This window comes from Amycolatopsis sp. NPDC004378, assembly GCF_053602455.1.
On sequence record NZ_JBSGDR010000016.1, the window covers coordinates 211,920 to 233,006 of the forward strand.

19 protein-coding genes are annotated in these 21,087 nt (G+C 71.7%); 15 read left to right on the plus strand and 4 right to left on the minus strand.

What is annotated here, in order from left to right:
* A complete protein-coding gene (locus tag ACWEN0_RS35830; RefSeq protein ID WP_451983848.1) occupies positions 1 to 771 on the minus strand; it encodes a CoA transferase subunit A in 771 nt (256 codons plus the stop codon).
* 105 nt (positions 772 to 876) lie between these two features.
* On the opposite strand from ACWEN0_RS35830, the gene ACWEN0_RS35835 reads away from it, so the two are divergent.
* A complete protein-coding gene (locus ACWEN0_RS35835) occupies positions 877 to 1,644 on the plus strand; it encodes an IclR family transcriptional regulator (RefSeq protein WP_451983850.1) in 768 nt (255 codons plus the stop codon).
* Here the strand turns inward: ACWEN0_RS35835 and ACWEN0_RS35840 are convergent.
* Complete coding sequence (locus ACWEN0_RS35840; RefSeq protein WP_451983852.1) at positions 1,625 to 2,314, minus strand: IclR family transcriptional regulator; 690 nt, start codon at positions 2,312 to 2,314, stop codon at positions 1,625 to 1,627. The genes ACWEN0_RS35835 and ACWEN0_RS35840 overlap by 20 nt on opposite strands.
* 105 nt (positions 2,315 to 2,419) lie before the next feature.
* On the opposite strand from ACWEN0_RS35840, the gene ACWEN0_RS35845 reads away from it, so the two are divergent.
* From ACWEN0_RS35845 to ACWEN0_RS35895, 11 genes are all read left to right on the plus strand, one after another.
* On the plus strand, positions 2,420 to 2,809 hold the full coding sequence (locus tag ACWEN0_RS35845; RefSeq protein ID WP_451983854.1) for a nuclear transport factor 2 family protein: 390 nt from the start codon (positions 2,420 to 2,422) through the stop codon (positions 2,807 to 2,809).
* Between the two features lie 24 nt (positions 2,810 to 2,833).
* The gene (locus tag ACWEN0_RS35850) at positions 2,834 to 3,667 is read left to right on the plus strand and encodes an SDR family NAD(P)-dependent oxidoreductase (RefSeq protein ID WP_451983856.1); all 834 of its coding nucleotides are present in this window, start codon (positions 2,834 to 2,836) and stop codon (positions 3,665 to 3,667) included.
* Positions 3,660 to 4,436: an SDR family NAD(P)-dependent oxidoreductase gene (locus ACWEN0_RS35855; RefSeq protein ID WP_451983858.1), complete on the plus strand. Its 777-nt coding sequence runs from the start codon at positions 3,660 to 3,662 to the stop codon at positions 4,434 to 4,436. The genes ACWEN0_RS35850 and ACWEN0_RS35855 overlap by 8 nt, the downstream gene beginning before the upstream one ends.
* The gene (locus ACWEN0_RS35860; protein WP_451983859.1) at positions 4,433 to 5,857 is read left to right on the plus strand and encodes an FAD-dependent oxidoreductase; all 1,425 of its coding nucleotides are present in this window, start codon (positions 4,433 to 4,435) and stop codon (positions 5,855 to 5,857) included. Before ACWEN0_RS35855 ends, ACWEN0_RS35860 begins: the two co-directional genes overlap by 4 nt.
* The gene (locus tag ACWEN0_RS35865; protein ID WP_451983861.1) at positions 5,854 to 7,158 is read left to right on the plus strand and encodes an MFS transporter; all 1,305 of its coding nucleotides are present in this window, start codon (positions 5,854 to 5,856) and stop codon (positions 7,156 to 7,158) included. The genes ACWEN0_RS35860 and ACWEN0_RS35865 overlap by 4 nt, the downstream gene beginning before the upstream one ends.
* 20 nt (positions 7,159 to 7,178) lie before the next feature.
* Positions 7,179 to 7,700 (plus strand): MarR family winged helix-turn-helix transcriptional regulator, encoded by a 522-nt coding sequence (locus ACWEN0_RS35870; RefSeq protein ID WP_451983863.1) that lies wholly within the window; start codon positions 7,179 to 7,181, stop codon positions 7,698 to 7,700.
* Between the two features lie 109 nt (positions 7,701 to 7,809).
* Positions 7,810 to 9,009, plus strand: coding sequence for a cupin domain-containing protein (locus ACWEN0_RS35875; RefSeq protein ID WP_451983865.1), 1,200 nt, complete (start codon positions 7,810 to 7,812; stop codon positions 9,007 to 9,009).
* Positions 8,976 to 9,806, plus strand: a complete 831-nt coding sequence (locus ACWEN0_RS35880) for a hypothetical protein (RefSeq protein WP_451983867.1) — start codon at positions 8,976 to 8,978, stop codon at positions 9,804 to 9,806. The genes ACWEN0_RS35875 and ACWEN0_RS35880 overlap by 34 nt, the downstream gene beginning before the upstream one ends.
* A complete protein-coding gene (gene fahA / locus ACWEN0_RS35885) occupies positions 9,803 to 10,972 on the plus strand; it encodes a fumarylacetoacetase (RefSeq protein ID WP_451983869.1) in 1,170 nt (389 codons plus the stop codon). Before ACWEN0_RS35880 ends, fahA begins: the two co-directional genes overlap by 4 nt.
* A gap of 334 nt (positions 10,973 to 11,306) precedes the next feature.
* Positions 11,307 to 12,158, plus strand: coding sequence for a phosphatase PAP2 family protein (locus ACWEN0_RS35890; protein WP_451983871.1), 852 nt, complete (start codon positions 11,307 to 11,309; stop codon positions 12,156 to 12,158).
* Positions 12,155 to 13,165: a YdcF family protein gene (locus ACWEN0_RS35895; protein WP_451983873.1), complete on the plus strand. Its 1,011-nt coding sequence runs from the start codon at positions 12,155 to 12,157 to the stop codon at positions 13,163 to 13,165. The genes ACWEN0_RS35890 and ACWEN0_RS35895 overlap by 4 nt, the downstream gene beginning before the upstream one ends.
* A gap of 1 nt (position 13,166) precedes the next feature.
* Here the strand turns inward: ACWEN0_RS35895 and ACWEN0_RS35900 are convergent, their stop codons facing one another.
* Positions 13,167 to 13,784 (minus strand): TetR family transcriptional regulator, encoded by a 618-nt coding sequence (locus ACWEN0_RS35900; RefSeq protein WP_451983875.1) that lies wholly within the window; start codon positions 13,782 to 13,784, stop codon positions 13,167 to 13,169.
* Between the two features lie 116 nt (positions 13,785 to 13,900).
* On the opposite strand from ACWEN0_RS35900, the gene ACWEN0_RS35905 reads away from it, so the two are divergent.
* Genes ACWEN0_RS35905 through ACWEN0_RS35915 form a run of 3 tightly spaced genes read left to right on the plus strand, consistent with a single transcriptional unit; the run spans position 13,901 to position 17,210 of the window.
* Complete coding sequence (locus ACWEN0_RS35905; RefSeq protein WP_451983877.1) at positions 13,901 to 15,454, plus strand: acyl-CoA synthetase; 1,554 nt, start codon at positions 13,901 to 13,903, stop codon at positions 15,452 to 15,454.
* The gene (locus ACWEN0_RS35910; protein WP_451983879.1) at positions 15,451 to 16,443 is read left to right on the plus strand and encodes an LLM class flavin-dependent oxidoreductase; all 993 of its coding nucleotides are present in this window, start codon (positions 15,451 to 15,453) and stop codon (positions 16,441 to 16,443) included. Before ACWEN0_RS35905 ends, ACWEN0_RS35910 begins: the two co-directional genes overlap by 4 nt.
* Positions 16,444 to 16,454: 11 nt before the next feature.
* A complete protein-coding gene (locus tag ACWEN0_RS35915) occupies positions 16,455 to 17,210 on the plus strand; it encodes an SDR family NAD(P)-dependent oxidoreductase (protein ID WP_451983881.1) in 756 nt (251 codons plus the stop codon).
* A gap of 76 nt (positions 17,211 to 17,286) precedes the next feature.
* Here the strand turns inward: ACWEN0_RS35915 and ACWEN0_RS35920 are convergent.
* Positions 17,287 to 21,087, minus strand: a 3,801-nt coding sequence (locus tag ACWEN0_RS35920) for a DUF6531 domain-containing protein (RefSeq protein WP_451983883.1), incomplete at its 5' end; no start/stop codon positions are given.

Genomic DNA, 21,087 nt, shown 5'->3' on the forward strand with positions numbered 1-21,087 from the left:
TCAGGCCCCCTCGTTCCCGGCGCGCACGGTGCGCTTTTCGATCGGTTTGTCCGCTGCCTGCCCGGGCGTCAGCGCGACCACGCGGTGCACGAACGCACCCGGCAGGTGGACGTGGTTCGGGTCGAGCTCGCCGGGCTCGACGAGGTGCTCGACCTCGGCGACGGTGACGCGGCCGGACATGGCGGCCGGCGGGTTGAAGTTGCGGGCCGCGTCCTTGAAGACGAGGTTGCCGTGCCGGTCGCCCTTCCAGGCGCGGACGAGCGCGAAGTCGGCGACGATCGCGTGCTCGAGGACGTACTCGCGGCCGTCGAAGCTCTGCTTCTGCTTGGCGGGGCTGGCTTTCACGACGGTTCCGGCGGAGTCGTACTTCCACGGCAGGCCGCCGTCGGCGACCTGGGTGCCGACGCCGGTGGCGGTGAAGAACGCGGGGATGCCGGACCCGCCGGCCCGCAGCCGTTCGGCGAGCGTGCCCTGCGGCGTCAGCTCGACCTCCAGCTCGCCGGAGAGGTACTGGCGCGCGAACTCCTTGTTCTCGCCGACGTAGGAGGCGACGACGCGGCGGAGGCGCCCGGCGCCCAGCAGGATCCCGAGGCCCCAGCCGTCGACGCCGGCGTTGTTGGACACGACTTCGAGGTCGGTCGCGCCGGCGGCGAAGAGGGCGTCGATCAGGACGGCGGGGACCCCGCACATCCCGAACCCGCCGACGGAGAGGGTGGCGCCGTCGGGGATGTCGGCGATGGCCTCGGCGGCCGAGGCGAGCACTTTGTCCATGCCCGTGATCAGACGACGCGGTGTCCTTCGCGGTCAACCAGTGAACGCGTTCGACCAGCAGATTGTTCGTCCCGTGGTCGTGATCGGTGGGGTAGTGTTCACTGAGTGGACGCCCCCGCAGACCTCGTCGGCCGCACGCACCGGACGTTGCGCGCGGTCGCGGCCCACGAGCCCGGCGGCGCGACGACGACGGCCGTCGCGCGGGCGGCGGGCCTGCCCCGGCCGACCGTGCACCGGCTGCTGACGTCGCTGCAGGGCGCGGGCCTGGTGGAGCGGGAGCCGGCGACCGACCACTGGGTGCTGGGCCCGGAGCTGTACTTCCTCGGCGTCGCCGCGGCCCGGCGCTACGACGTCACGGAAGCGGCGTTGCCGGTGGTCCGGCGGCTCGCCCTGACGACTGGGGAGAGCGCGTTCTTCTCGGCGCGGCGCGGGGAGGAGACGATCTGCCTGATCCGCGAGGACGGCGCGTTCCCGATCCGCAGTCACGTCCTGTTCGAAGGCGCGCGCTTCCCGCTGGGCGTCGTCTCGGCCGGCATGGTCGTCCTCGCGCACCTGCCCGACCGGGAGGTCGACGACTACCTCGCCCGCGTGGACCTGCGTGCGGCGCACGGGCCGCAGCACGACGTCCGCGAGATCCGGCGGCACATCGCGGCGACCCGCAAGAACGGCTACGCGGTGAACCCCGGGCTCGTGGTCGAGGGCAGCTGGGGGCTCGCGGCGGCCGTCTTCGACCAGGCGGGGTCACCCCGCTGGGCGCTGACCCTGACCGGCGTCGAACACCGGTTCGGTGCCGGCCGGATCCCGCAGCTGGGCGCGCTGCTGCTGCAGGAGGCCCACGCGCTGTCGGAGAAGCTCAGCCGAGCAGGGCGCTGAGCCGCTGGGCGGCGGCCACGACCAGGCGGCCCAGCTCGTCCGGGTCCGGGGCTTCGAACAGCGACAGCCCGATGCTCGCCTCCGGGTGGTCGCGCCCGGTGCGGACCACGGCGGAGATGCCCGTGATGCCCGGCGCGATCTCGCCCTTCGACACCGCGAAGCCGCGCTCCCGCGCCCGCGTCACCTCCTCGCGTTCGCCGGGCAGCGGCGGCCCGGCCGCCAGGATGGCGAGGCCGGCCGAGCCGCGGCCGATCGGGTCGAGCTGACCCGAGCGGAACGCCACGTGGATCGCCGCCTGCCGGGGCTCGACGATCATCAGCATCCGGACCTGGTCCGCGTTCTCGCGCACCACGAGGTGCGCCGACGCCCGGGCCGAGTCGGTCAGCTCCTCCAGCACCGGCCGCGCGAGCGTCCGCAGGTCCTGCTCCACCGGCTCGGCGAGCCGGACGAGCCCGGTGCCCAGCGAGATGCGCTTGAACCGGTCGCGGCGGCAGAGGTAGTGCGCCTCGAGCGTCCGGACCAGCCGGTGCGCGACCGTGCGGTGCACGCCGATGCCGTCGGCGATCTCGGTCAGCGTCAGGCCCTGCGGGTGCTGGACCAGCAGCTCCAGCACCTGCAACCCGTGGTGCAGCGTCTTCGAAGTCCCGGACGCGGGCAGCGTCGATTCCACACGGCTCCCTTGACGAGGTGACAGGTGCGACCTACTGTCTCACACATATTCGCACACTGCGTGCGAATATAGCACGTTCAGACGGACGGGACAACGGAGGTTCCGATGCGGGTGGCGACCGAAGACGTCGTGGCCGTGCACCAGCTCTACGGCGCCCAGAGCCACGCCATCGACTCGGGCCGGGCCGCCGGCTGGGCCGCCACCTTCACTGCGGACGGCGAGTTCCGTTCGCCGACCTACCCCGAGCCGGCCGTCGGCACCGCGGAGCTGACCGCGTTCGCCGAGCGCTTCCCCTCGTCCGGGGAGAAGCTCAGGCACGTGGTCAGCACCGTCCACGTCCGGCCCGGCGACACCCCGGACACCCTGCGCGCCGACGCCTACCTGCAGATCGTCGCGAGCACGCACCTCGTGCGCCTGACCGTCCTCGAAGACGACCTGGTGCGCACGGCCGACGGCTGGCGCGTGCGGCGGCGCACCGTCCACCGCGACTCCTGACCCACCACGAAAGAGGAACCCACGATGACGACCCACGAGCCCACCGGTCCCGGGCGGGTCCTGCACCAGCCGGTCACCACGCTGTACCCGGAGTTCCCGGGCAAGGTCGCGGTGGTCACCGGCGCCGCCCGCGGCATGGGCGCCCGCTTCACCGCCGCGCTCGCCACGCGCGGGGTCGACGTCGTCGGCGGCGACATCGACGGCACCGCGATGGCCGCCACCGCGGCCGAGCTGACCGCCGCGCTGGCCGAGAAGTCCCTGGAAGCCAAGCCCGGCCGGATCGTGCCGTCCACTGTGGACGTCACGAAGGCCGCCGACCACCTCGCCCTGGCACAGCGCGCGATCGACGAGTTCGGCCGGATCGACTTCTGGGTCAACAACGCCGGGATCTTCCCGTTCGCGGAGGTCCCCGAGATCACGCCGGAGCAGATCCGCGCGACGCTGTCGGTCAACGTCGAAGGTGTGCTGTTCGGCGCCCAGGCCGCGGCCAGGCACATGAAGCCCGGCGGCGCGATCGTGAACATGTCGTCGGTGTCGGCCGTGCGCGTGCGCAAGGGCCGCGGCGCCTACTGCAGCTCGAAGGCCGCCGTCGCGCACCTCACCGAATCGCTGGCCGTCGAGCTGGGCGACCAGGGCCTGCGTGTCAACGCCATCGCGCCCGGCTACATCGACACCGAGATGACGCGCTGGATCCAGGACGACGCGCCGGCGCTGGCCAAGGCTCTCGACGCCGTGCCGCTGCACCGGATCGGCTCGCCCGAAGAGGTCGCCGGCGTGCTGCTGTTCCTGCTGTCGGACAGCGCCCGGTACGTGACCGGGCACAGCATCGCCGTCGACGGCGGGTCCCGGCATGTCTGAGTACCCGGCCGTCGTCCTGGTCACCGGCGCGGCGGGCGGCATGGGCGCGTCCCACGCCCGGGCGCTCGGTGCGCTGGGCGTCCACGTCTGCGCCGCCGACGTCGCCGATCCTTCCGGCGTCGTCGGCGAGATCCTCGCGGACGGCGGTTCGGCGTCGGCGCACCACCTCGACGTCACCGACGCCGCGCAGTGGGACTCCGTCGTCGCGGAAATCCGCTCACAGCAGGGTGAACTCCGTGGGCTGGTGAACAACGCCGGGATCTCGCGGCGGCTGGAGTTCATGGACACCACGGCCGAGGTGTGGGACCGGGTCGTCGCGGTCAACCTCACTGGGCCGTTCCACGGGATGCGCGCGGCCGCGCCCCTGATCCGGGACTCCGGCGGCGGGTCGATCGTCAACATCTCGTCGATCTCCGGGCAGATCGGTTACTTCTCACCCGCGTACTCGGCCAGCAAGTGGGGTCTGACCGGACTGTCCAAATCGGCCGCCGGGAACTTCGCCCGCTGGGGCATCCGGGTCAACTCCGTCCACCCGGGACTCGTCGGCACGGCGTTGCTCGCGGGGGCCGGCGCGTTCGTCCGGTCCGCTGTGGACAGTGTCCCGGCCGGGCGGATGGCGCGTCCGGAGGAGATCACCGACGCCGTGCTGTTCCTGCTGTCGAACCGGTCCACCTACATGACCGGCAGCGAGGTCACCGTCGACGGCGGCCTCGTCTCCAACGGGCTCTACCACCGCATCGTCGCGGAGTCGGGAGGTGACCTCGGATGAGCGCCGAGGAGTACGACGTCGTCGTCGTGGGCGGCGGGGGAGCGGGGCTCGCCGCCGCCGTGTCGGCCGCCGAGCGCGGCGCGTCCGTCCTGCTGTTCGAGGCCGAGCCGGAACTCGGCGGCTCGACGCAGCTGTCGGCGGGCATGTTCACCGCCGCCGGCACCAGCGTCCAAAAGGGACTGGGCATCGAGGACACACCGGAGAGGTTCTTCCAGCACTACATGGACCTCAACCAGTGGCAGCTCAAGCCGGGGCTGGTGCGCGCGTTCTGCGAGGAGTCCGGACCGGCCTTGGAATGGCTGATCGGGCTGGGCGCCGAGATCCCGGCGAAGGTGTCGCACAACGCGCATTCCCCGGGCCTCACCCGAGCGGGCGTCGAAGACGTCTGGCGGGCACACGTGCCGAAGGACCAGGGTTACGGCCTGGTCCAGGTGCTCGACCGGGCCCGGCGCAGGGCCGGCGTCGAGGCGATCCTGAACACGCGGGTCGAGCGGCTGCTCGTCGAGGGCGGGCACGTCACCGGCGTCGTCGCCGACGGGATCGAGGTGCCCGCGACTGCCGTGATCGTCACCACGGGCGGCTTCGCGCAGGACCCGGCGCTGGTCACGCGGCACTACCCGGCGGCAGGCGCGGCGGGCGACGACCTGTTCGTCGTGGCGGCTCCCGGTTCCCGGGGCGATCACTTCGGGTTCGGGTCCCAGGTGGACGCCGCGATCGCGGGCGACGGCTGGGGCCTGCTGCTGCCCACCGCGTACTTCCAGCGGCTGCACCACTGGCAGTCCGGTTTCCCGCCGGTGTCGCGGGTGCTGGTGAACGCCCACGGCCGCCGGTTCATGGACGAGGACGCCTCCTACGCCGTGTCGGGCGGGATCATCGACGCCCAGGACGGTCCCGTGTGGACGGTCTTCGACGAGCGGGCGCGCGCCACCCTGCCCACCGGGTACGCGCACTGGGACGCCGGGCACGTCCTGGCCGAAGCCGAAGCCGGGCGCACGATCCGCGCCGGCAGCGTCGAGGAGCTGGCCGGAAAGCTCGGCGTGCCCGCCGGCGCGCTGCGGGCGACGATCGACCGCTGGAACGCGAACCTGCCCGTGGACCCGGAGTTCCTGCGCCACGAAACCCTGGCCGCCAAGGGGCGCACCGCCCCACCCGAGCCGATCGGGCAGCCGCCGTTCTACGCGGCGCGCACGCTGCCCGCCGAGCTCGTCTGCACCCACGCCGGACTCGAGATCGACGGCACCGCCGCCGTCCTCGACGCGCGCGGGGAGCGCGTGCCCGGCCTGTTCGCCGCGGGGGAGGCCGGAGCCGGCGTGCTCGGGCCGCGGTACGTCGGCGGCGGGAACGCCGTCGCCAACGCCATCACCATGGGCCGGGTCGCCGGCCGCAGCGCCACTCACTCACCGTCGAGGAGCACCCCATGACCGTCCACACGCCGACCGCGGTCGGGAGAAGCACCGTCCGCAAGGTCGGGCTGCGCATCATGCCGATCGTCGGCCTGCTCTACGTCTTCAACTACATGGACCGCGCCAACATCGGCTACGCCCAGCTCGGCATGGGCAAGGAGCTGGCGATCGACGCCGCCACGTTCGGGGCGGCGTCGGCGATCTTCTTCCTCGCCTACGTGGTGTTCGAAGTCCCGAGCAACATGATCATGAAGAAGGTCGGCGCGCGGCTGTGGCTGAGCCGGATCGCGGTCAGCTGGGGCATCGTCACGGTGGTCACCGGGTTCGTCGCGAACACGACGCACCTGATCATCGCCCGGATCGTGCTCGGCGTCGCCGAAGCCGGGTTGTTCCCGGGCCTGCTGCTGTACCTGACGCTGTGGTTCCGCGGGAAGGAACGCGGCCGCGCGATCGCGACGCTCGCCCTGGCCCAGCCGATCGCACTGATCCTCGGCAGCCTCACCGGCGGCTGGATCCTCGACCACGCGCACTGGCTCGGGATGAGCAGCTGGCAGTGGGTGTTCGTGCTGCAGGGCGCGCCGGCGATCCTGATCGGCGTCGTCACGTTCCTCCGGCTGCCGGACAAGCCCGCGGACGCGAAGTTCCTCTCCCGCGACGAGCGCGAGTGGCTGCAGACCGAGATCGACAAGGAGTACGTGCCGGAGGAGAAGGAGACCTTCCTCGGCCAGCTGCGCGCGGTGCGCAACGGCAAGGTCCTGCACCTGGCGTTCGCGAACCTGTTCATCGCCTGCGGCCTGTACGGGCTGACGTTCTTCCTGCCGCTGATCGTCAAGCAGCTCGACCCGAAGTACTCCTCGACGAACATCGGCCTGCTCGGCGCGATCCCGTACGTCGTCGGCGCGGCCGGCATGCTGCTGCTGGCGCGCAACTCCGACCGGACGGGCGAGCGCAAGGGGCACGTGATCGCGCTGGTGCTCGTCGCCGCTTTGGGCTTCTTCGGCGCCATCCAGTTCAAGTCGGTGCCGGTGCTGTCGCTGGTCAGCCTGTCGCTGGCGGCGGTCGGCGTGCTCGGCTACCTGGCGCCGTACTGGGCGATGGCCTCGAAGGTGCTGTCGAAGGAGCACACGGCCGTCGGGCTGGCCGCGATCAACTCGATCGCCGCGCTGGGCGGGTTCTTCGGGCCCTACGCGATCGGGCTGGCGGCCACGGACACCGACGTCACGGTCGGGCTGTACTTCCCGATCGGCTGCCTGGTGCTCGCGGCGATCATGCTGGCGTTCCTGAAGGTCCCGCGCGAGCGCAACCAGTTTCGAGTTTGACCATTTGTTAAGGTGCCCGGATGGACGAGGAGCTGGACTTCTGGTCGTTCGTCGAGCTGGCCAACCGGCGGCTCTCGAGCGAGTACGGCTTCCGCCACCAGCTGGCGACCGAGGTGCTGCTGACCCTCAACCGGGCGTCGGACCTGGTGACCTACGACCTGGAGGCCGCGGTGCACCGGCCGCGTGGCCGGTCGTGGTCGGGGTTCCGGCTGCTGTTCGTCGTCTGGCTGGCCGGACCCTTGGAACCGAAGACCGCGGCCCGGCTCACCGGGATGAGCCGGGCCGCGGTGTCGAACCTGATGAAGCCCCTCGTCGCGGACGGCCTGCTCGACCGCGTCCCGGACGAGCACGATGGCCGTTCGGTCCAGCTGTCGCTGACCGCGGCGGGCCACGAAGAGATGGTCTCGGTGTTCCGCGAGCACAACGAGCGCGAGTTCGGCTGGACGGACGCCCTCACCGAGGAAGAGCAGCGGATCCTGGTGCTGCTGCTGGGCAAGCTGATCACCGCCCGGGCCGGCTTCGACGCCCGCAGCCGCCGCTAGCCCCACCCCGCACGACAGGCCGCGGCAGACCCTCTACCCGCGGCGCGCGACAGGGGCTAAGCTGCCCAAAGATAGTCAATGTCTGAACTATATCGGCCGGAGGAGAACCATGGCGTACTACCGCCGCGCGGGGACCATCCCGCCGAAGCGGCACACCCAGCACCGCACCCCCGAAGGCGGGCTGTACTCCGAAGAGCTGATGGGCGAGGAGGGCTTCTCCTCGGACTCGTCGCTGCTCTACCACCGCGGCGTGCCGTCGGCGATCGTCGACGCGACGCCGTGGGAGCTGCCGGACCAGACGCTCACCGAGAACCGCCCGCTGGTCCCGCGCCACCTCAAGCTGCACGAGCTGTTCCCCGGCCAGGACTGGAAGAGCGCCGACGTCGTCACCGGCCGCCGCCTGGTGCTGGGCAACGGCGACGTGCGCATCTCCTACGTCGCGGCGGGGGAGACCTCGCCCCTGTACCGCAACGCCGTCGGCGACGAATGCGTGTACGTCGAGTCCGGCGAGGCGCGCGTCGAGACGATCTTCGGCGTGCTCGAAGCGCGCCAGGGCGACTACGTGATCCTCCCGCGCGCGACGACGCACCGCTGGGTGCCGGGGAGCGACGAGCCGCTGCGCGCGTACGTCGTCGAAGCGAACTCGCACATCACGCCGCCGAAGCGCTACCTGTCCCGCTTCGGCCAGCTGCTGGAGCACGCGCCGTACTGCGAGCGCGACCTGCACGGGCCCGAGGAGCCGTTCCTGGCCGAGGGCGAGGACGTCGAAGTCCTCGTCAAGCACCGCGGCTCGCGCGGCATCACCGGCACCCGCTACGTCTACCCGGCGCACCCCTTCGACGTCGTCGGCTGGGACGGCTTCCTCTACCCGTACACGTTCAACATCGCCGACTTCGAGCCCATTACCGGCCGCGTGCACCAGCCGCCGCCCGTGCACCAGGTCTTCGAAGGGAACAACTTCGTCATCTGCAACTTCGTCCCGCGCAAGGTCGACTACCACCCGCTCGCCGTGCCGGTGCCGTACTACCATTCCAATGTGGACTCCGACGAGGTGATGTTCTACTGCGGCGGGAACTACGAGGCCCGCAAGGGATCCGGCATCGCGCAGGGCTCGATCAGCCTGCACCCGGGCGGGCACAGCCACGGCCCGCAGCCCGGCGCGGTCGAACGGTCGCTCGGCGCGGAGTTCTTCGACGAGCTGGCCGTCATGGTCGACACCTTCCGGCCGCTCGAACTCGGCGAAGGCGGGCTGGCGAGCGAAGACCCCGGCTACGCGTGGACCTGGGCCGGACGGGGGCCGGTCGCGTGATCCCGGCCCTCTTCACCGGGCTGTGCGACGACGCCGCGGTGTTCCCGCCCGGCCTCGCGCCGTTGCCGGACGCCGTCGCCGCGCACGACGAATACGTCAAGTCCTGGTACGCCGGCCTCGTCGGCCCGCTGGTGCTCGCCGCGCCGGCGCTCGACGCGCTGGGCGACCTGCTCGGGCCGCGCGAGAGGCCGTTGCCGGTCGCGGTGACGCTGCCCGGCGGGCCCGCGCAGCTCCCGGGCGTGCTCGACGCCGTGAAGACGCTGCCCGTGGACCTGCAGGCGCTGGAAATCGCGGTGCCGGAAGGAATGCGGCCCGGCGAGGTGCTCGATGCCGTGGCGGCCGCGAGCGCGCCGGTGTACGTCGAAATCCCGCGCGACGAGCGCCGCGTGCCGCTGCTGCGCGCGCTCGCCGGGACGGGCCACCGCGCGAAGTTCCGGACCGGCGGCGTCCGGGCCGACCTGTACCCCGGCGAGACCGAGCTGGCCGAGGCGATCCGGGCCGCCGTCGACGCCGGGGTGCCGTTCAAGGCCACCGCCGGGCTGCACCACGCGCTGCGCAACACCGACCCGGAGACCGGGTTCGAGCAGCACGGCTTCCTCAACCTGCTGCTCGCGGCCGGTGCACCCGAGCGGGCCGAGGCCCTGCTCGCCGAGCGCGACGGCGCGACGGTCGCCGCGCTGGTGCGCGACCTCGATCCGGGTGCCCGCGAGCGGTTCACCTCGTTCGGCACGTGCAGCATCAGTGATCCCCTGACCGAGCTGGCCGCCCTCGGCCTGCTGCCCCGAGGAGAGGCATGACCACGATCGACATCCCGGCAGGCTCCCCGTTCGGGACGGCCAACCTGCCCTACGGCGTGTTTTCGGTCGGCGGCGGCGCCCCGCGCGTCGGCGTCCGCGTCGGGGACTCGGTGCTCGACCTGGCTCGCGCGCTGGGCGACGACGTCTTCGCGGCGCCGACGCTCAACCCGTTCATGGCGCAGGGGTACGACCGCTGGGTCGAGGTCCGGTCGCGGGTGACGTCTCTCGTCGCGGGCGAGGTCCCGGACGACGCCGTGCACGCGGTCGCGGACGTCACGCTGCACCTGCCGTTCGAGGTCGCGGACTACGTCGACTTCTACGCGTCCGAGCACCACGCGTCCAACGTCGGGCGGCTGTTCCGGCCGGACGCGGAACCGTTGCTGCCCAACTGGAAGCACCTGCCGGTCGGCTACCACGGCCGCGCCGGGACGGTGCTGGTGTCGGGCACGGACATCGTCCGCCCGAGCGGCCAGCGCAAGGGTGACCCGGCACCGGTGTTCGGCCCGAGCACGCGGTTGGACATCGAGGCGGAGCTGGGTTTCGTCGTCGGCACGGGCACGCCGCTGAACACCCCGATCGCCCCGGCCGACTTCGCGCGGCACGTGTTCGGCGCGGTGCTGCTCAACGACTGGTCGGCGCGCGACATCCAGGCCTGGGAGTACGTGCCGCTGGGCCCGAACCTGGGCAAGAGCTTCGCGACGTCCGTCTCGGCGTGGGTCGTGCCGATCCTGGCGCTCGAGGCCGCGCGGATCCCGCTGCCGGGCCAGGACCCGGAACCGCTGCCGTACCTGCGGGAAAGCGAGCCGTGGGGGTTGGACGTCGACTTGGTCGTCGAGTGGAACGGCCAGGAGGTCAGCCGCCCGCCGTTCCGCGAGATGTACTGGTCGCCGGCGCAGATGCTGGCCCACCTGACGGTGAACGGCGCGTCGTCCCGCACCGGCGACCTGTACGGCTCGGGCACGATTTCGGGCCCGGAGAAGCACCAGCGCGGCGCGTTCCTGGAGCTGAGCTGGGGTGGCAAGGAGCCGCTGACGGTCCAGGGCGAGGAGCGCAGCTTCCTGCTGGACGGCGACGAAGTGGTGATCACGGGCTCGGCCCCGGGCCCGAACGGTGAGCGCATCGGCTTCGGCGAAGTCCGCGGCCGGATTCTCCCGGCAGGTCAGTGAGGCACCTGTCTCATCAGATGGCCCGGTGACCGGTTCGACGGACCCGCGGGCGGCGCGGCGATGCTCGCCGCCGCGCGGGCCCTGCCGGCGGCCGAGGGCCCGGGCGCGGTGACCCACCGCCGCGTCGCCGAGACGGCGGGCGTCGGCCTACCGGCACTGGCCCCGCCCGGACGACCTGCTGCTGGACACCATGGGCGGCGCCGACCTGCCGCACTGGCCTGAAGCGCCGACTGTGAGTCAACTGTCTCAGACAGAAAAGAAACCCTCGGTGTGCGCACGAACGCGGTAGGTAACTACGCTGTTCGGAGCAAGCCCGGCTGAAGGAGGGTTCAGGGTGGTTCCAGCCCGTCGCTGGCTGATCGTCGCGGTCGGCTGTGCGCTGGTCGTGGTGGTCGTCTACCTCCTCGCCGTCTGGACGGTTCCCGGGCAGGCCTTGGAGAACGCCGCTCTCCGCGGGGCCGATGAGGCCGGCGCCCGGGACCAGGCGGTGGCCGACGACAGCCTGAGCCGGATCACCGTGTACTCGCTGGCCGTCGCGGTCGTGCTCGTCGGGGTGGTCGGGCTGCTGCGCCGGCGGGTGGACCTCGCTTTCGCGGCCGTCGGCGTGATCGTCGCCGGGCAGGTCGTCACGCAGGTGCTGAAGCGGTTCGTGCTGCCGCGGCCGCCGCTCGTGCCGTCGACCGGGCACTACGCCGCCAACAGCCTGCCCAGCGGGCACACGACCATCGCCATGACCGTGCTGTTCGCCGCCCTGCTCGTGGTGCCGTACCGCTGGCGCGGGGTGACGTTGTTCCTGCTGCTCTCGTGGGCGGTCGGCATCGGCGCGTACACCGTGACGGCGAAGTGGCATCGCCTGTCCGACACGCTCGCCGCCGACGCGATCGCGCTCGGGCTCGCCTGCCTGGCGTCGTGGTGGCTCGCGCGGCGCGGGGTCGTGCACCGGCACGACGGGCCGCGCCGGATCCCGCGGGTGCTCGTCGTGAGCATTGCATCCGTTGGTGGTGCGGTGTTCCTGGCGCTCGGCACCGTCCTCATCGGAGCGTCGCTGCTCGGCGGCGGCTACGAGGAAACGGTGCGGGACAACGCCTGGGTCGTCTACCTGGCCGCGAACTCGTTCGCCTCCTTCGGGTCCGTCGCCGCGGCGCTCGCGTTCCTGGCCACCTGGCGACGCCTGGAGGTCCGGTGAACCCGGCCCTGATCCCGCTGGCCGCGGCCGTCTTCTGCTTCGGCGTCTTCCTGGTCAGCTTCCTGCTCGACCGGCGCAAGCTGCGCAACGGCTTCTACCTGTTCTTCGCGCTCGCGTTCCTCGGCCTGGCCGTGCTCGCGCTGCTGGCCTCGATCTCGCCGGAGGCCGCGACAATCGTCGCGTTCGGACTGTTCGCGCTCGTCCCGCTGACCATCGTGGTGCTCGCGGTCTTCCTGATCTGCAACGGCGTGACGATGCTGCGCCGCGAAGGACGGCGGCCGGCGAACCTGCTGTCCCTGGCCGCCGGGGTCGGCATCGTGGCGCTGATCGTCTTCGGCTTCGTGGTCGGGCAGCTGCGCTGGGCGCCGCTGGAAGCGGTCCGCGACAGCGTGGACGGGATCGTCGCCTACCTGTCGTTCCTGTTCGTCTGCTTCCTGTTGTACTCCTTGGTGTACGGCCGGATCCGCAGCCGCCGCCCGCTCGACTTCGTGGTGGTGCTGGGCTCCGGGCTGCTCGGCGGCCGGACCGTCCCGCCGCTGCTGGCGAGCCGGCTCGACCGCGGCCGGCGAGTGCTCGACGCCGAAGACCGCAAGGGCCGCTCGCCGCTGCTGGTCACCTCGGGCGGGCAGGGGCCGGGGGAGGACGTGCCCGAGGCGCACGCGATGGCCGACCACCTCGTCGGCCGCGGCCTCCCGCGCGAGCGGATCGTGCTCGAAGACCGCTCGCGCACCACGCGGGAAAACCTGGCGTTCAGCGACGCCCTCATGCGCGAACGGCGGCCGGACTACCGGTGCGTCGTCGTCACGAACAACTTCCACGTCCTGCGCGCGGCGCTGCTCGCCCGCAAGGCCAAGGTGAACGGCCAGGTGATCGGCGCCCCGACGGCGTGGTACTTCTGGCCGAGCGCGACCCTGCGCGAGTTCGCGGCCATCCTGGTCGACCACCGCGTCCTCAACGGCATCGTCTGCGCGACGATCATCGCGCTGAGCGTGCTGAAAGCGCTTTGAGTCAGCCGACGAGCCGGGGGAACAGCTCCCGGATCCCGCGCCGCAGTTCGGTGAGCGAGTCCTCCGCTCCGGTGAGGTGGCGCAGCAACGCCTGCTGGAACAGGCCGTCGAACAGGGCGTACGCGTCGGCCGGGGTGCAGTTCGGCTCGGCCGCCGCCAGCTCCGCGTACGCCGAGACGTTGCGCCAGATCATGTCCTGCAGGCTGTCGTCGATCTCGGCGACGTCGTCGCGGAACGCCGGCTCGAACAGGGACTGGGTGCGCAGGTCGTACCAGAGCCGGTGCATCAGCGGGGCCTCGGCCAGCGCCACCGCCAGCCCGTCGGCGCACGCCGCCGCGAGGTCGGGGGCCGTGGCCGCCGCGCCGACGCCGCCTTCGTAGCGCTTCACGCAGGCTTCCTTGTAGCGCCGCACGCAGTACGTGATCAGCTCGACCTTGTCGGCGAAGTAGTAGTGCAGCAGCCCGTGGGAGAACTTCGTGTGCTCCGCGATCGTGCGCAGGCTCGTCCGGGCGTAGCCGAGGTCGGCCAGCGCGAGCAGCGCCGCGTCGGCGAGCTCCCGGCGGCGTTCCTCGAACTTGTCGACTCGGGTCCGCCGCCTCACGGCGGCTGCGCTGGTCACCGGCCGAAGATACCATCGAGCGGTTCTCTGACCAATCGTCCAAGAAAATCTTGACATTCGTCCAAACGGCGGCCAAGGTCGTCAGCAGCCGCCGACAGAGCTCGAAAGGGACGACGATGTCTCTGTTCTTCTACCTGGAAAAGGGTGCCTCCCTGGATCCCGGTGCCCCCTGCCTGACCCTCGACGGGGTTTCGCGGTCCTACGGCGAAGTCGTCGAGCTCGCCGAGGCCGTCGCCCGCGCGTTGCGACGCTCCGGCGTCGCGCCCGGCGACAAGGTCGGCATCCTCTCGGCCAACGACCCGACCGCGTTCACCTGCGTCTTCGGCATCGCCCGCGCGGGTGGCGTGTGGTGCCCGATCAACCCGCGCAACGCGGCCGGCGAGAACGCCGAGCTGCTCGACCTGTTCGACTGCGGCACCCTGATCTTCCAGCCGGCCTTCGAGGACCTCGTCCGCCAGATCGCGCCGAAGCTGCCGAAGCTCACCACGCTCGTCCGGCTCGGGGACAGCGACGACTTCGCCGCGGGCTTCCGGGACTGGCTCGACGCGGCGAAAGACGATCCCGCCGTAGAAGCGGCCCAACCCGACGACGTCGTCGCGCTGGTCGGCACCGGCGGCACCACCGGACGGCCCAAGGGCGTCATGCTCACCGACCGCAACCTCGAGGCGATGTCGGCGATCACGCTGATGAGCTACCCCTTCGAGGGACGCCCGGTGTACCTGGCGCTGGCCCCGCTGACGCACGCGGCCGGCGTCCTGTGCTTCCCGGTCCTCGCCCGCGGCGGGGAGGTGGTGATCATGGCCAAGCCCGACGTCGGCCGCTTCCTCGAGCTGATCGAACGCCACCGCGTCACGCACACGTTCCTGCCGCCGACGCTGATCTACATGGTGCTGGGACACGAATCCCTCGACACGGCGGACCTGTCGTCGCTGCAGTGCTTCTGGTACGGCGCCGCCCCGATGTCCACGGCCCGGCTGACCGAAGCGCTCGACCGCATCGGCCCGATGGCGCAGCTGTTCGGCCAGTCCGAAGCCCCGATGATGATCTCGACGATGTCGCCCGCGCAGCACCGGAGACCGGACGGTACTGTCCACACGGGACGGTTGTCGTCGGCGGGCCGTCCGTCGCCGCTGGTCACCGTGGCTATCCTCGGCGAAGACGGGCAGCCGGTCCCGAGGGGCGACCGCGGCGAGATCTGCGTGCGTGGTTCGCTCGTGATGGCGGGCTACTACCGCAACCCCGAGGCCACGGCGGAGGCGTCGGCGCACGGCTGGCACCACACCGGCGACATCGGCTTCCTCGACGACGAGGGCTACCTCCACATCGTCGACCGCGCCAAGGACATGGTCATCACCGGCGGGTTCAACGTCTATTCCGCCGAAGTCGAGCAGGCGGTGATGGCCCACGACGCCGTCCGCGACTGCGCCGTGATCGGCCTGCCCGACGACAAGTGGGGTGAGCGCGTCACGGCCGTCGTCCAGCTCCAGCCCGGCAGGGAGCTGGACACCGGCGAGCTGATCGCGTTCGTCAAGGACCGCATCGGCAGCGTCAAAGCGCCGAAGCAGGTCGAGATCTGGCCCGAGCTGCCGCGCTCCACCGTCGGCAAGGTCCTGAAAGCCGACATCCGCTCCAGTTTCACCCACCACAGCAAGGAGGCTGTCCGACCATGAAACTCGCGCTCTACCTGCCGAACTTCCGGGACAAGGTGACCGTCCGGGAGCTCGAGGACCTCACCGCGCTCGCCGAAGACCTCGACTTCGACTCCGTCTGGACGCTCGACCGGATCATCGTGCCGGAGGCCTCGGACCGAGGGGAAATGCAGTACCCCTTCGGGATGCTCGACGAAATGGGCAGGCAGCTCCCGGTGAGCTCGCGGGGCGAGTTCCTCCAGGGCATGCCGCTGCTCCCGTGGCTCGCCGCGAAGACCTCGAAGGTCCGGATCGGCATGAGCATCATCGACACGCCGTACCGTTCCCCCGGCGTGCTCGCCGCGGAACTGGCCACCATCGACCACCTCTCGGGCGGACGGCTCAACGTCGCCGTCGGCTCCGGCTGGATGCCGGAAGAGTTCGCCGCCGCCAGCGCCGCGCACATCTTTCCCAAGCGGCACAAGCACGTGCGCGAAACCCTGGAGATCATGCAGGGCATCTGGACCAACGAGGTCTTCGAGTACCACGGCGAGTTCGCCGACTTCGAGCCGGCCGGGTTCGGCGCCAAGCCGGTGCAGAAGCCCCATCCGCCGATCTTCTTCAGCGGCCTCAAGGACCCGAAGCGCTCGGCCAGCCGCATCGCCAAGTACAACCTGTCGGGCTGGATCGGGATCCAGGACTCGCCCGAGGACATCCAGCGGTGGCGCACCGAGATCCAGCGCGAGCTCGACCAGCTCGACACCAAGCGGTCGGTCGACGACCTCGAGATCTCCAGCATGATCTGGTTCGTCATCACCGACCAGGACGTGGACCAGAGCCCCCGGGGCAAGGGCACGAACCTGCTCGTCGGCTCCGAAGCGCAGATCACCGACCAGCTCAAGCGGTACAAGGAAGCCGGGCTGACGATGCCCTTCCTGTGGCCGCCGTTCGCGGACGTGCCGGTCGCGAAGACGCTGGACGACCTGAAGCGCGTCAAAGAAGAAATCCTGCCCAAGATCGAAGCGATGTGAGAGGAACCAGCATGTCCGAACTCGAGGGAAAGCGCGTTTTCGTCACCGGGTCCGGGGCGGGGATCGGCAAGGCGATCGCGGCGCTGTTCATCGAACGTGGCGCGAAGGTCGTGGTCAGTGACCTGAACGCCCTCTCGGCCAAGCAGACGGCCGAAGAGATCGGCGCGGCCGGCGTCGCCAACTGCGACGTCACCGACGAAACCCAGGTCCAGACCGCGATCCAGCAGGCGGTCGAGATCCTCGGCGGCCTCGACGTCCTGGTCAACAACGCCGGCATCGAGGTGTCGTCGCCGCTGCTGCAGCAGTCCACGGAGAGCTTCGACAAGATCTTCGCGGTCAACGTGCGCGGCACGTTCGTCACGATGAAGGCGGCGACCCCGCACCTGATGGAGTCCAAGGGCAACATCGTCAACATCTCCTCGATCGCCGGCGTCGGCGGCAGCCCGCTGCTCGGCTCCTACTGCGCGACGAAGGCGGCGGTCATCCAGCTGACCCGCGTCGCGGCGGTGGAGATGCGCCCGGCGGGGATCCGCGTCAACGCGGTCTGCCCGGGCTTCGCCGACACGGCGATGGTCGAGCGGCTGGTGCCGGACTTCGAAGCGGCCACCCAGGTCCCGTTCGGCGACCTGGTCGCGGCGAAGCAGGGCCGGCTCGGCACCCCGCAGGACATCGCCGAGGTGGCGGCGTTCCTGGCGTCCGACCGGGCGAGCTGGGTGACGGGCAGCCACTACGTCCTCGACGGCGGGCTGACCGCGTCGCTGGTCTGACGTCATCACCCGGCGGGCCCGCGCAGGGGGCGGGCCCGCCGGCGGTCAGACCCGGGACGCCTCGGCTACCAGGGCGTCAAGGCTTCTTGTACGGCTTCGTCGCGCCGGTCTCGGCGTTGTGCTCCGTGACGCTGATGCCCTGCTCCTCCAGCTTCTTGTACTCGATGGCGTCGAAGATGTTGTCCGGCCTGCGGTAGGGGTAGATGTCGCCGTTCGGGTTGGGGATGCCCGTGCTCGTCTGGGCGCCCGGCTTGTCCGGGAAGACGACGTGGGTGTCCGGGGTCGAGTTCTTCGCGAACGTTTCCGACGCGTGGTCCCACTTCTCCTTGACGAAGTTCTTCTGGTCCAGGTTGGACGTTCCGTGGTCGCCGTGGGACCAGTAGCCCTTGTCCGGGTCCTTCATCATCTTGTCGTCGACCCAGCCGGGCATCTTCAGGTGGTGGTCGGCGACGAGCCCCTCCAGGGTGTTGCCGCCGTGTTCCTTGGCGACCGAGTTCGCCTTGAACTCGATCGAGCCCAGGTACGGGTCGTCCGGGGCGCCGTGGCCCTGCTTGTAACCGCCCGACCAGAAGAAGTGCTTGTCCGCGCGCATCATCTGGTCCAGCTCGGGCTTGAACGCCTCCCACTCCTCGCGCGTCATGCGGTTGACGGCGACGCCGAGGTCGGGCTTCTTCGCCGGTGGTGGCTGGAGGTCGGGGTGCTGGTCGAAGTCGTCCGGCCGGGGACGTTTCGTGCTCGCCGGCCCGCCGGTCTTGCCGCACGTGCCCACCAGCCCGAGCGGGTCGCCGACGAGCAGGGGCTCGGTGACGTAGCCCGCCGGGTCGGGGGCGGCGGCGAGGCCCAGCGGGTCCTGGCTCAGGTACCGCGCCGTCTCCGGGTCGTAGTACCGGAACACGTTGTAGTGCAGCCCGGTTTCCTCGTCGCGGTGCTGCCCGGGGAACGCCAGCGGGACGGCCGCGGCGTCGGCGCCGGGCAGCGGCACGCCCCACAAGCTGCTCCGGTCCCGCCAGACCAGCGCGCCCCGCGCGTCCAGCAGCTCGGTCGGCGTGCCCGCGGGCGAGGTGATCACGCAGCGGAACCGCACTTCATCGCCGGTGCGCTCGACCTGCACGACCGGGCGGCCGTCGCCCGGGTGACGCTCCCACGTCAGGACGCGTGGCGACCCGTCCGCGCCGTGCTCGACCCGCTCCACGAGGGCGAAGCCGCTCCAGAGGAACCGCGTGTCCGCGGTGAGCGAGACCTCGCCGCCGGCGCCGGTGACCCAGCGCCGCTTGGCGAACCGCCGGCCCAGCGGGTCGTAGTGGTACGTCCAGCGCGCGCCGTCCGGGGTGCGCACCGAACGCAGCCGGTCCAGCCGGTCCCACGTGTACGTCCACGACCCGTCGCCGCGGTGGCGCCCGGTGACGCGGCCCTGCGCGTCGGCCGTGTAGTGGGTGCCACCGGCCGAGACCAGCGTGTTTCCGCGGTAGGCCCGCGGTCCGGGCAGCGCCGGCGTGGCCGCCGAGGTGATGCTCCCGGCGGCGTCGCGGGCGAACCACTCGACCCCGCCCGGGCCGTGCGCCTCGCTGACGCGCCCGCCGTCGTCGAACTCCAGCCGCCAGGTGTCGCCGACGGCGGCGAGCCTGCCGTCGGGCCGGTAGGCGTAGGTGCGCGGCCCGACGCCGGCGATTTCCTCCGCGGCGAGCCGGTCTTCCGCGTCGAACCGCCGCCGGAGCAGGACCGTCCCGTCGACGCCGCGGGCGACCTCGCGCCCGGCCGCGTCGTGCTCGAACCCGACGTCGTGGCCCGCGATCCGCAGCGACCGCGGCAGGCCCGCGTCGTCGAACGTCCACGCACTGTCCACACCGGACGACGTGCGGCGGCGCAGCACGTCGCCGTCGTAGTCCCAGGCCACGCCGAGGCCGTTGACCGTCTCGGCGACGACCCGGCCGCGCTCGTCGCGTGCGATCTCCACGCGGGCCTCGGCGTTCTCCGCGATGGCCAGGCGGCCCAGCGCGTCGTAGGCGTAGCGCGTGACGTCCTCGGCCGTGCGCCGCTCGACGACGTTGCCGAGCAGATCGTAGGCGAACTCGACGGGTTCGCCGAGGCCGTTGGTCATGCGCCGCAGCTGGCCGGCCTCGTCGTAGGAGTAGGTGAGGCGACGGCCGTCGTAGTCGGTCTCCTCGGCCAGACGGCCCGCGGGATCGTAGGTGTAGCGCCAGGTCAGGCCCCGCGGGTTCGTCACGGAGGTCAGCCGCAGCTCGCCGTCGTAGGTGTAGGTCGTGCGCGCGCCCGCCGTGTCGACGTCGGCCACCGCCAGCCCGAACGGCCCGTAGCTGCGCCGCCGCACCCCGCCCGCGGCGTCGCGGTACTCGACGACCCGGCCTTCCGCGTCGTGCACCCAGGTTTCCCGGTCGCCGTGCGGGCCGATCCGCCAGGCGCGGCGGCCCTCGGCCGTCCAGCCCAGCCGGGCGGCGCCGCCGGACGCGGTGTGCACGAGCTGCGGACGGCCGAACAGGTCGCGGTCGCCGGGGCGCACGTCCGTCGCCGGCGCGTCGCTCAGCGGGTCGGGCGCTTCGCCCGGTCCGGTGGCCCCGGACAGTGCCGTGAAGGGGTCGGCCGCGGGCGCCACGCGCTGGACCGCGGCGTCCCCGTCGCCCACCCGCAGCCGCACTTCGCCCGCGCCCGCGGGTAGCGTCCGCACGACGGAGCCGTCGGCACGGATGACCGTCCTCAGTTCGCCATTCTCGTATTCGTAACGGGTTTCGCGGCCCAGCTCGTCCACTTGGGACAGGAGCTGGTCGTAGCGGCTCCACGTGTAGCGCCGGGTGCTCCCCAGCGGATCGGTCCGCTCGACGAGCTGGCCCGCGTCGTTGAGCCGGTAGGTCCAGGTGTGGCCGAGCGCGTCGGTGTGCCGGGTGACGCCGGGCTCGTAGGCGAAGACCGCGTCGTAGAAGCCGTGCGCCCCGACGGTGCGGACGCAGCGGCCGTCGGCGTCGTAGACGTAGCGGTACCAGGTGCCGGTGCGGTCCTGCCAGCCGACGAGCCGGTGATCGAGGTCGTAATCGAGGGTCATCGGGCGGCCCGCGAAGTCCGCGATCGTGGTCAGCTGGCCGAGCCGGTTGTAGCCGAACCGGACCAGCGGCGCCGCGTCGGGCGCGCCCAGCGCGACGATCCGGCCCTCGGCGGTGGCGATCCGGAGTTCGACGCCGTCGTCGCGGCGCAGCCCGGCAGGGGAGCCGTCCGGGGCGTACGCGATCTCGGTGCGGCTGCCGTTCCGTGCGATCGCCGCGAGCCGGCCACCGCCGGTGAAGTGCAGTTCGCGGTCGCCGGTGACGAGCCGGTAGCCGCCGGGGGAGCGGTGCAGCGGGTGCCGCGGGCCGTCCAGCGGCAGCACGGGTTCGCCGGTGGGCACCGGGTAGACGAGGACCATGCCGTCCTCGGCGTGGAACCGGACCCGTCCGGGGCCGACGTCCAGCCGCTGGTCCAAAGTGGACGCCCAGGACGGGCCGAACCAGCGCCCACCGCGGTAGGCCGACAGGTGGGTGCGCGACAGCTCCAGATCGCCGGCGTCGCCCGGCAGGGTCACGTCGACCTGGGTCATCACGACCTCGCCGGTGGCGACGTCGACGGGGTCCCCGCAGTAGGTCTTGGTGTCCGACGGCTGGGCGCGGTCACGCGGGCCGTCTTCCTTCGGCTTGGGGGCGTCGCCCTTCGGCGTCCCGCCGGGCGGCGGATCGCTTTTCGCGACGGGCGGGGGGTCGGCGGGTGGGTCGGTCTTGGGCGGGGGGTCGGTCTTGGGTGGGGGATCGGTCTTGGGGGGCGGGTCGCTCTTCGGGGGCGGGTCACCCTTGGCGCCGGAGGTGTGGGTGCTGTCGTCGGGCCCCTTCGACGCGGG

Bases quoted from the DNA above. Each gene is read 5' to 3' on its own strand.
- ACWEN0_RS35830 (WP_451983848.1), bottom strand. From the start codon at position 771: ATGGACAAAGTGCTCGCCTCGGCCGCCGAGGCCATCGCCGACATCCCC.
- ACWEN0_RS35845 (WP_451983854.1), top strand. From the start codon at position 2,420: ATGCGGGTGGCGACCGAAGACGTCGTGGCCGTGCACCAGCTCTACGGC.
- ACWEN0_RS35850 (WP_451983856.1), top strand. From the start codon at position 2,834: ATGACGACCCACGAGCCCACCGGTCCCGGGCGGGTCCTGCACCAGCCG.
- ACWEN0_RS35855 (WP_451983858.1), top strand. From the start codon at position 3,660: ATGTCTGAGTACCCGGCCGTCGTCCTGGTCACCGGCGCGGCGGGCGGC.
- ACWEN0_RS35860 (WP_451983859.1), top strand. From the start codon at position 4,433: ATGAGCGCCGAGGAGTACGACGTCGTCGTCGTGGGCGGCGGGGGAGCG.
- ACWEN0_RS35865 (WP_451983861.1), top strand. From the start codon at position 5,854: ATGACCGTCCACACGCCGACCGCGGTCGGGAGAAGCACCGTCCGCAAG.
- ACWEN0_RS35870 (WP_451983863.1), top strand. From the start codon at position 7,179: ATGGACGAGGAGCTGGACTTCTGGTCGTTCGTCGAGCTGGCCAACCGG.
- ACWEN0_RS35875 (WP_451983865.1), top strand. From the start codon at position 7,810: ATGGCGTACTACCGCCGCGCGGGGACCATCCCGCCGAAGCGGCACACC.
- fahA (WP_451983869.1), top strand. From the start codon at position 9,803: ATGACCACGATCGACATCCCGGCAGGCTCCCCGTTCGGGACGGCCAAC.
- ACWEN0_RS35905 (WP_451983877.1), top strand. From the start codon at position 13,901: ATGTCTCTGTTCTTCTACCTGGAAAAGGGTGCCTCCCTGGATCCCGGT.
- ACWEN0_RS35910 (WP_451983879.1), top strand. From the start codon at position 15,451: ATGAAACTCGCGCTCTACCTGCCGAACTTCCGGGACAAGGTGACCGTC.
- ACWEN0_RS35915 (WP_451983881.1), top strand. From the start codon at position 16,455: ATGTCCGAACTCGAGGGAAAGCGCGTTTTCGTCACCGGGTCCGGGGCG.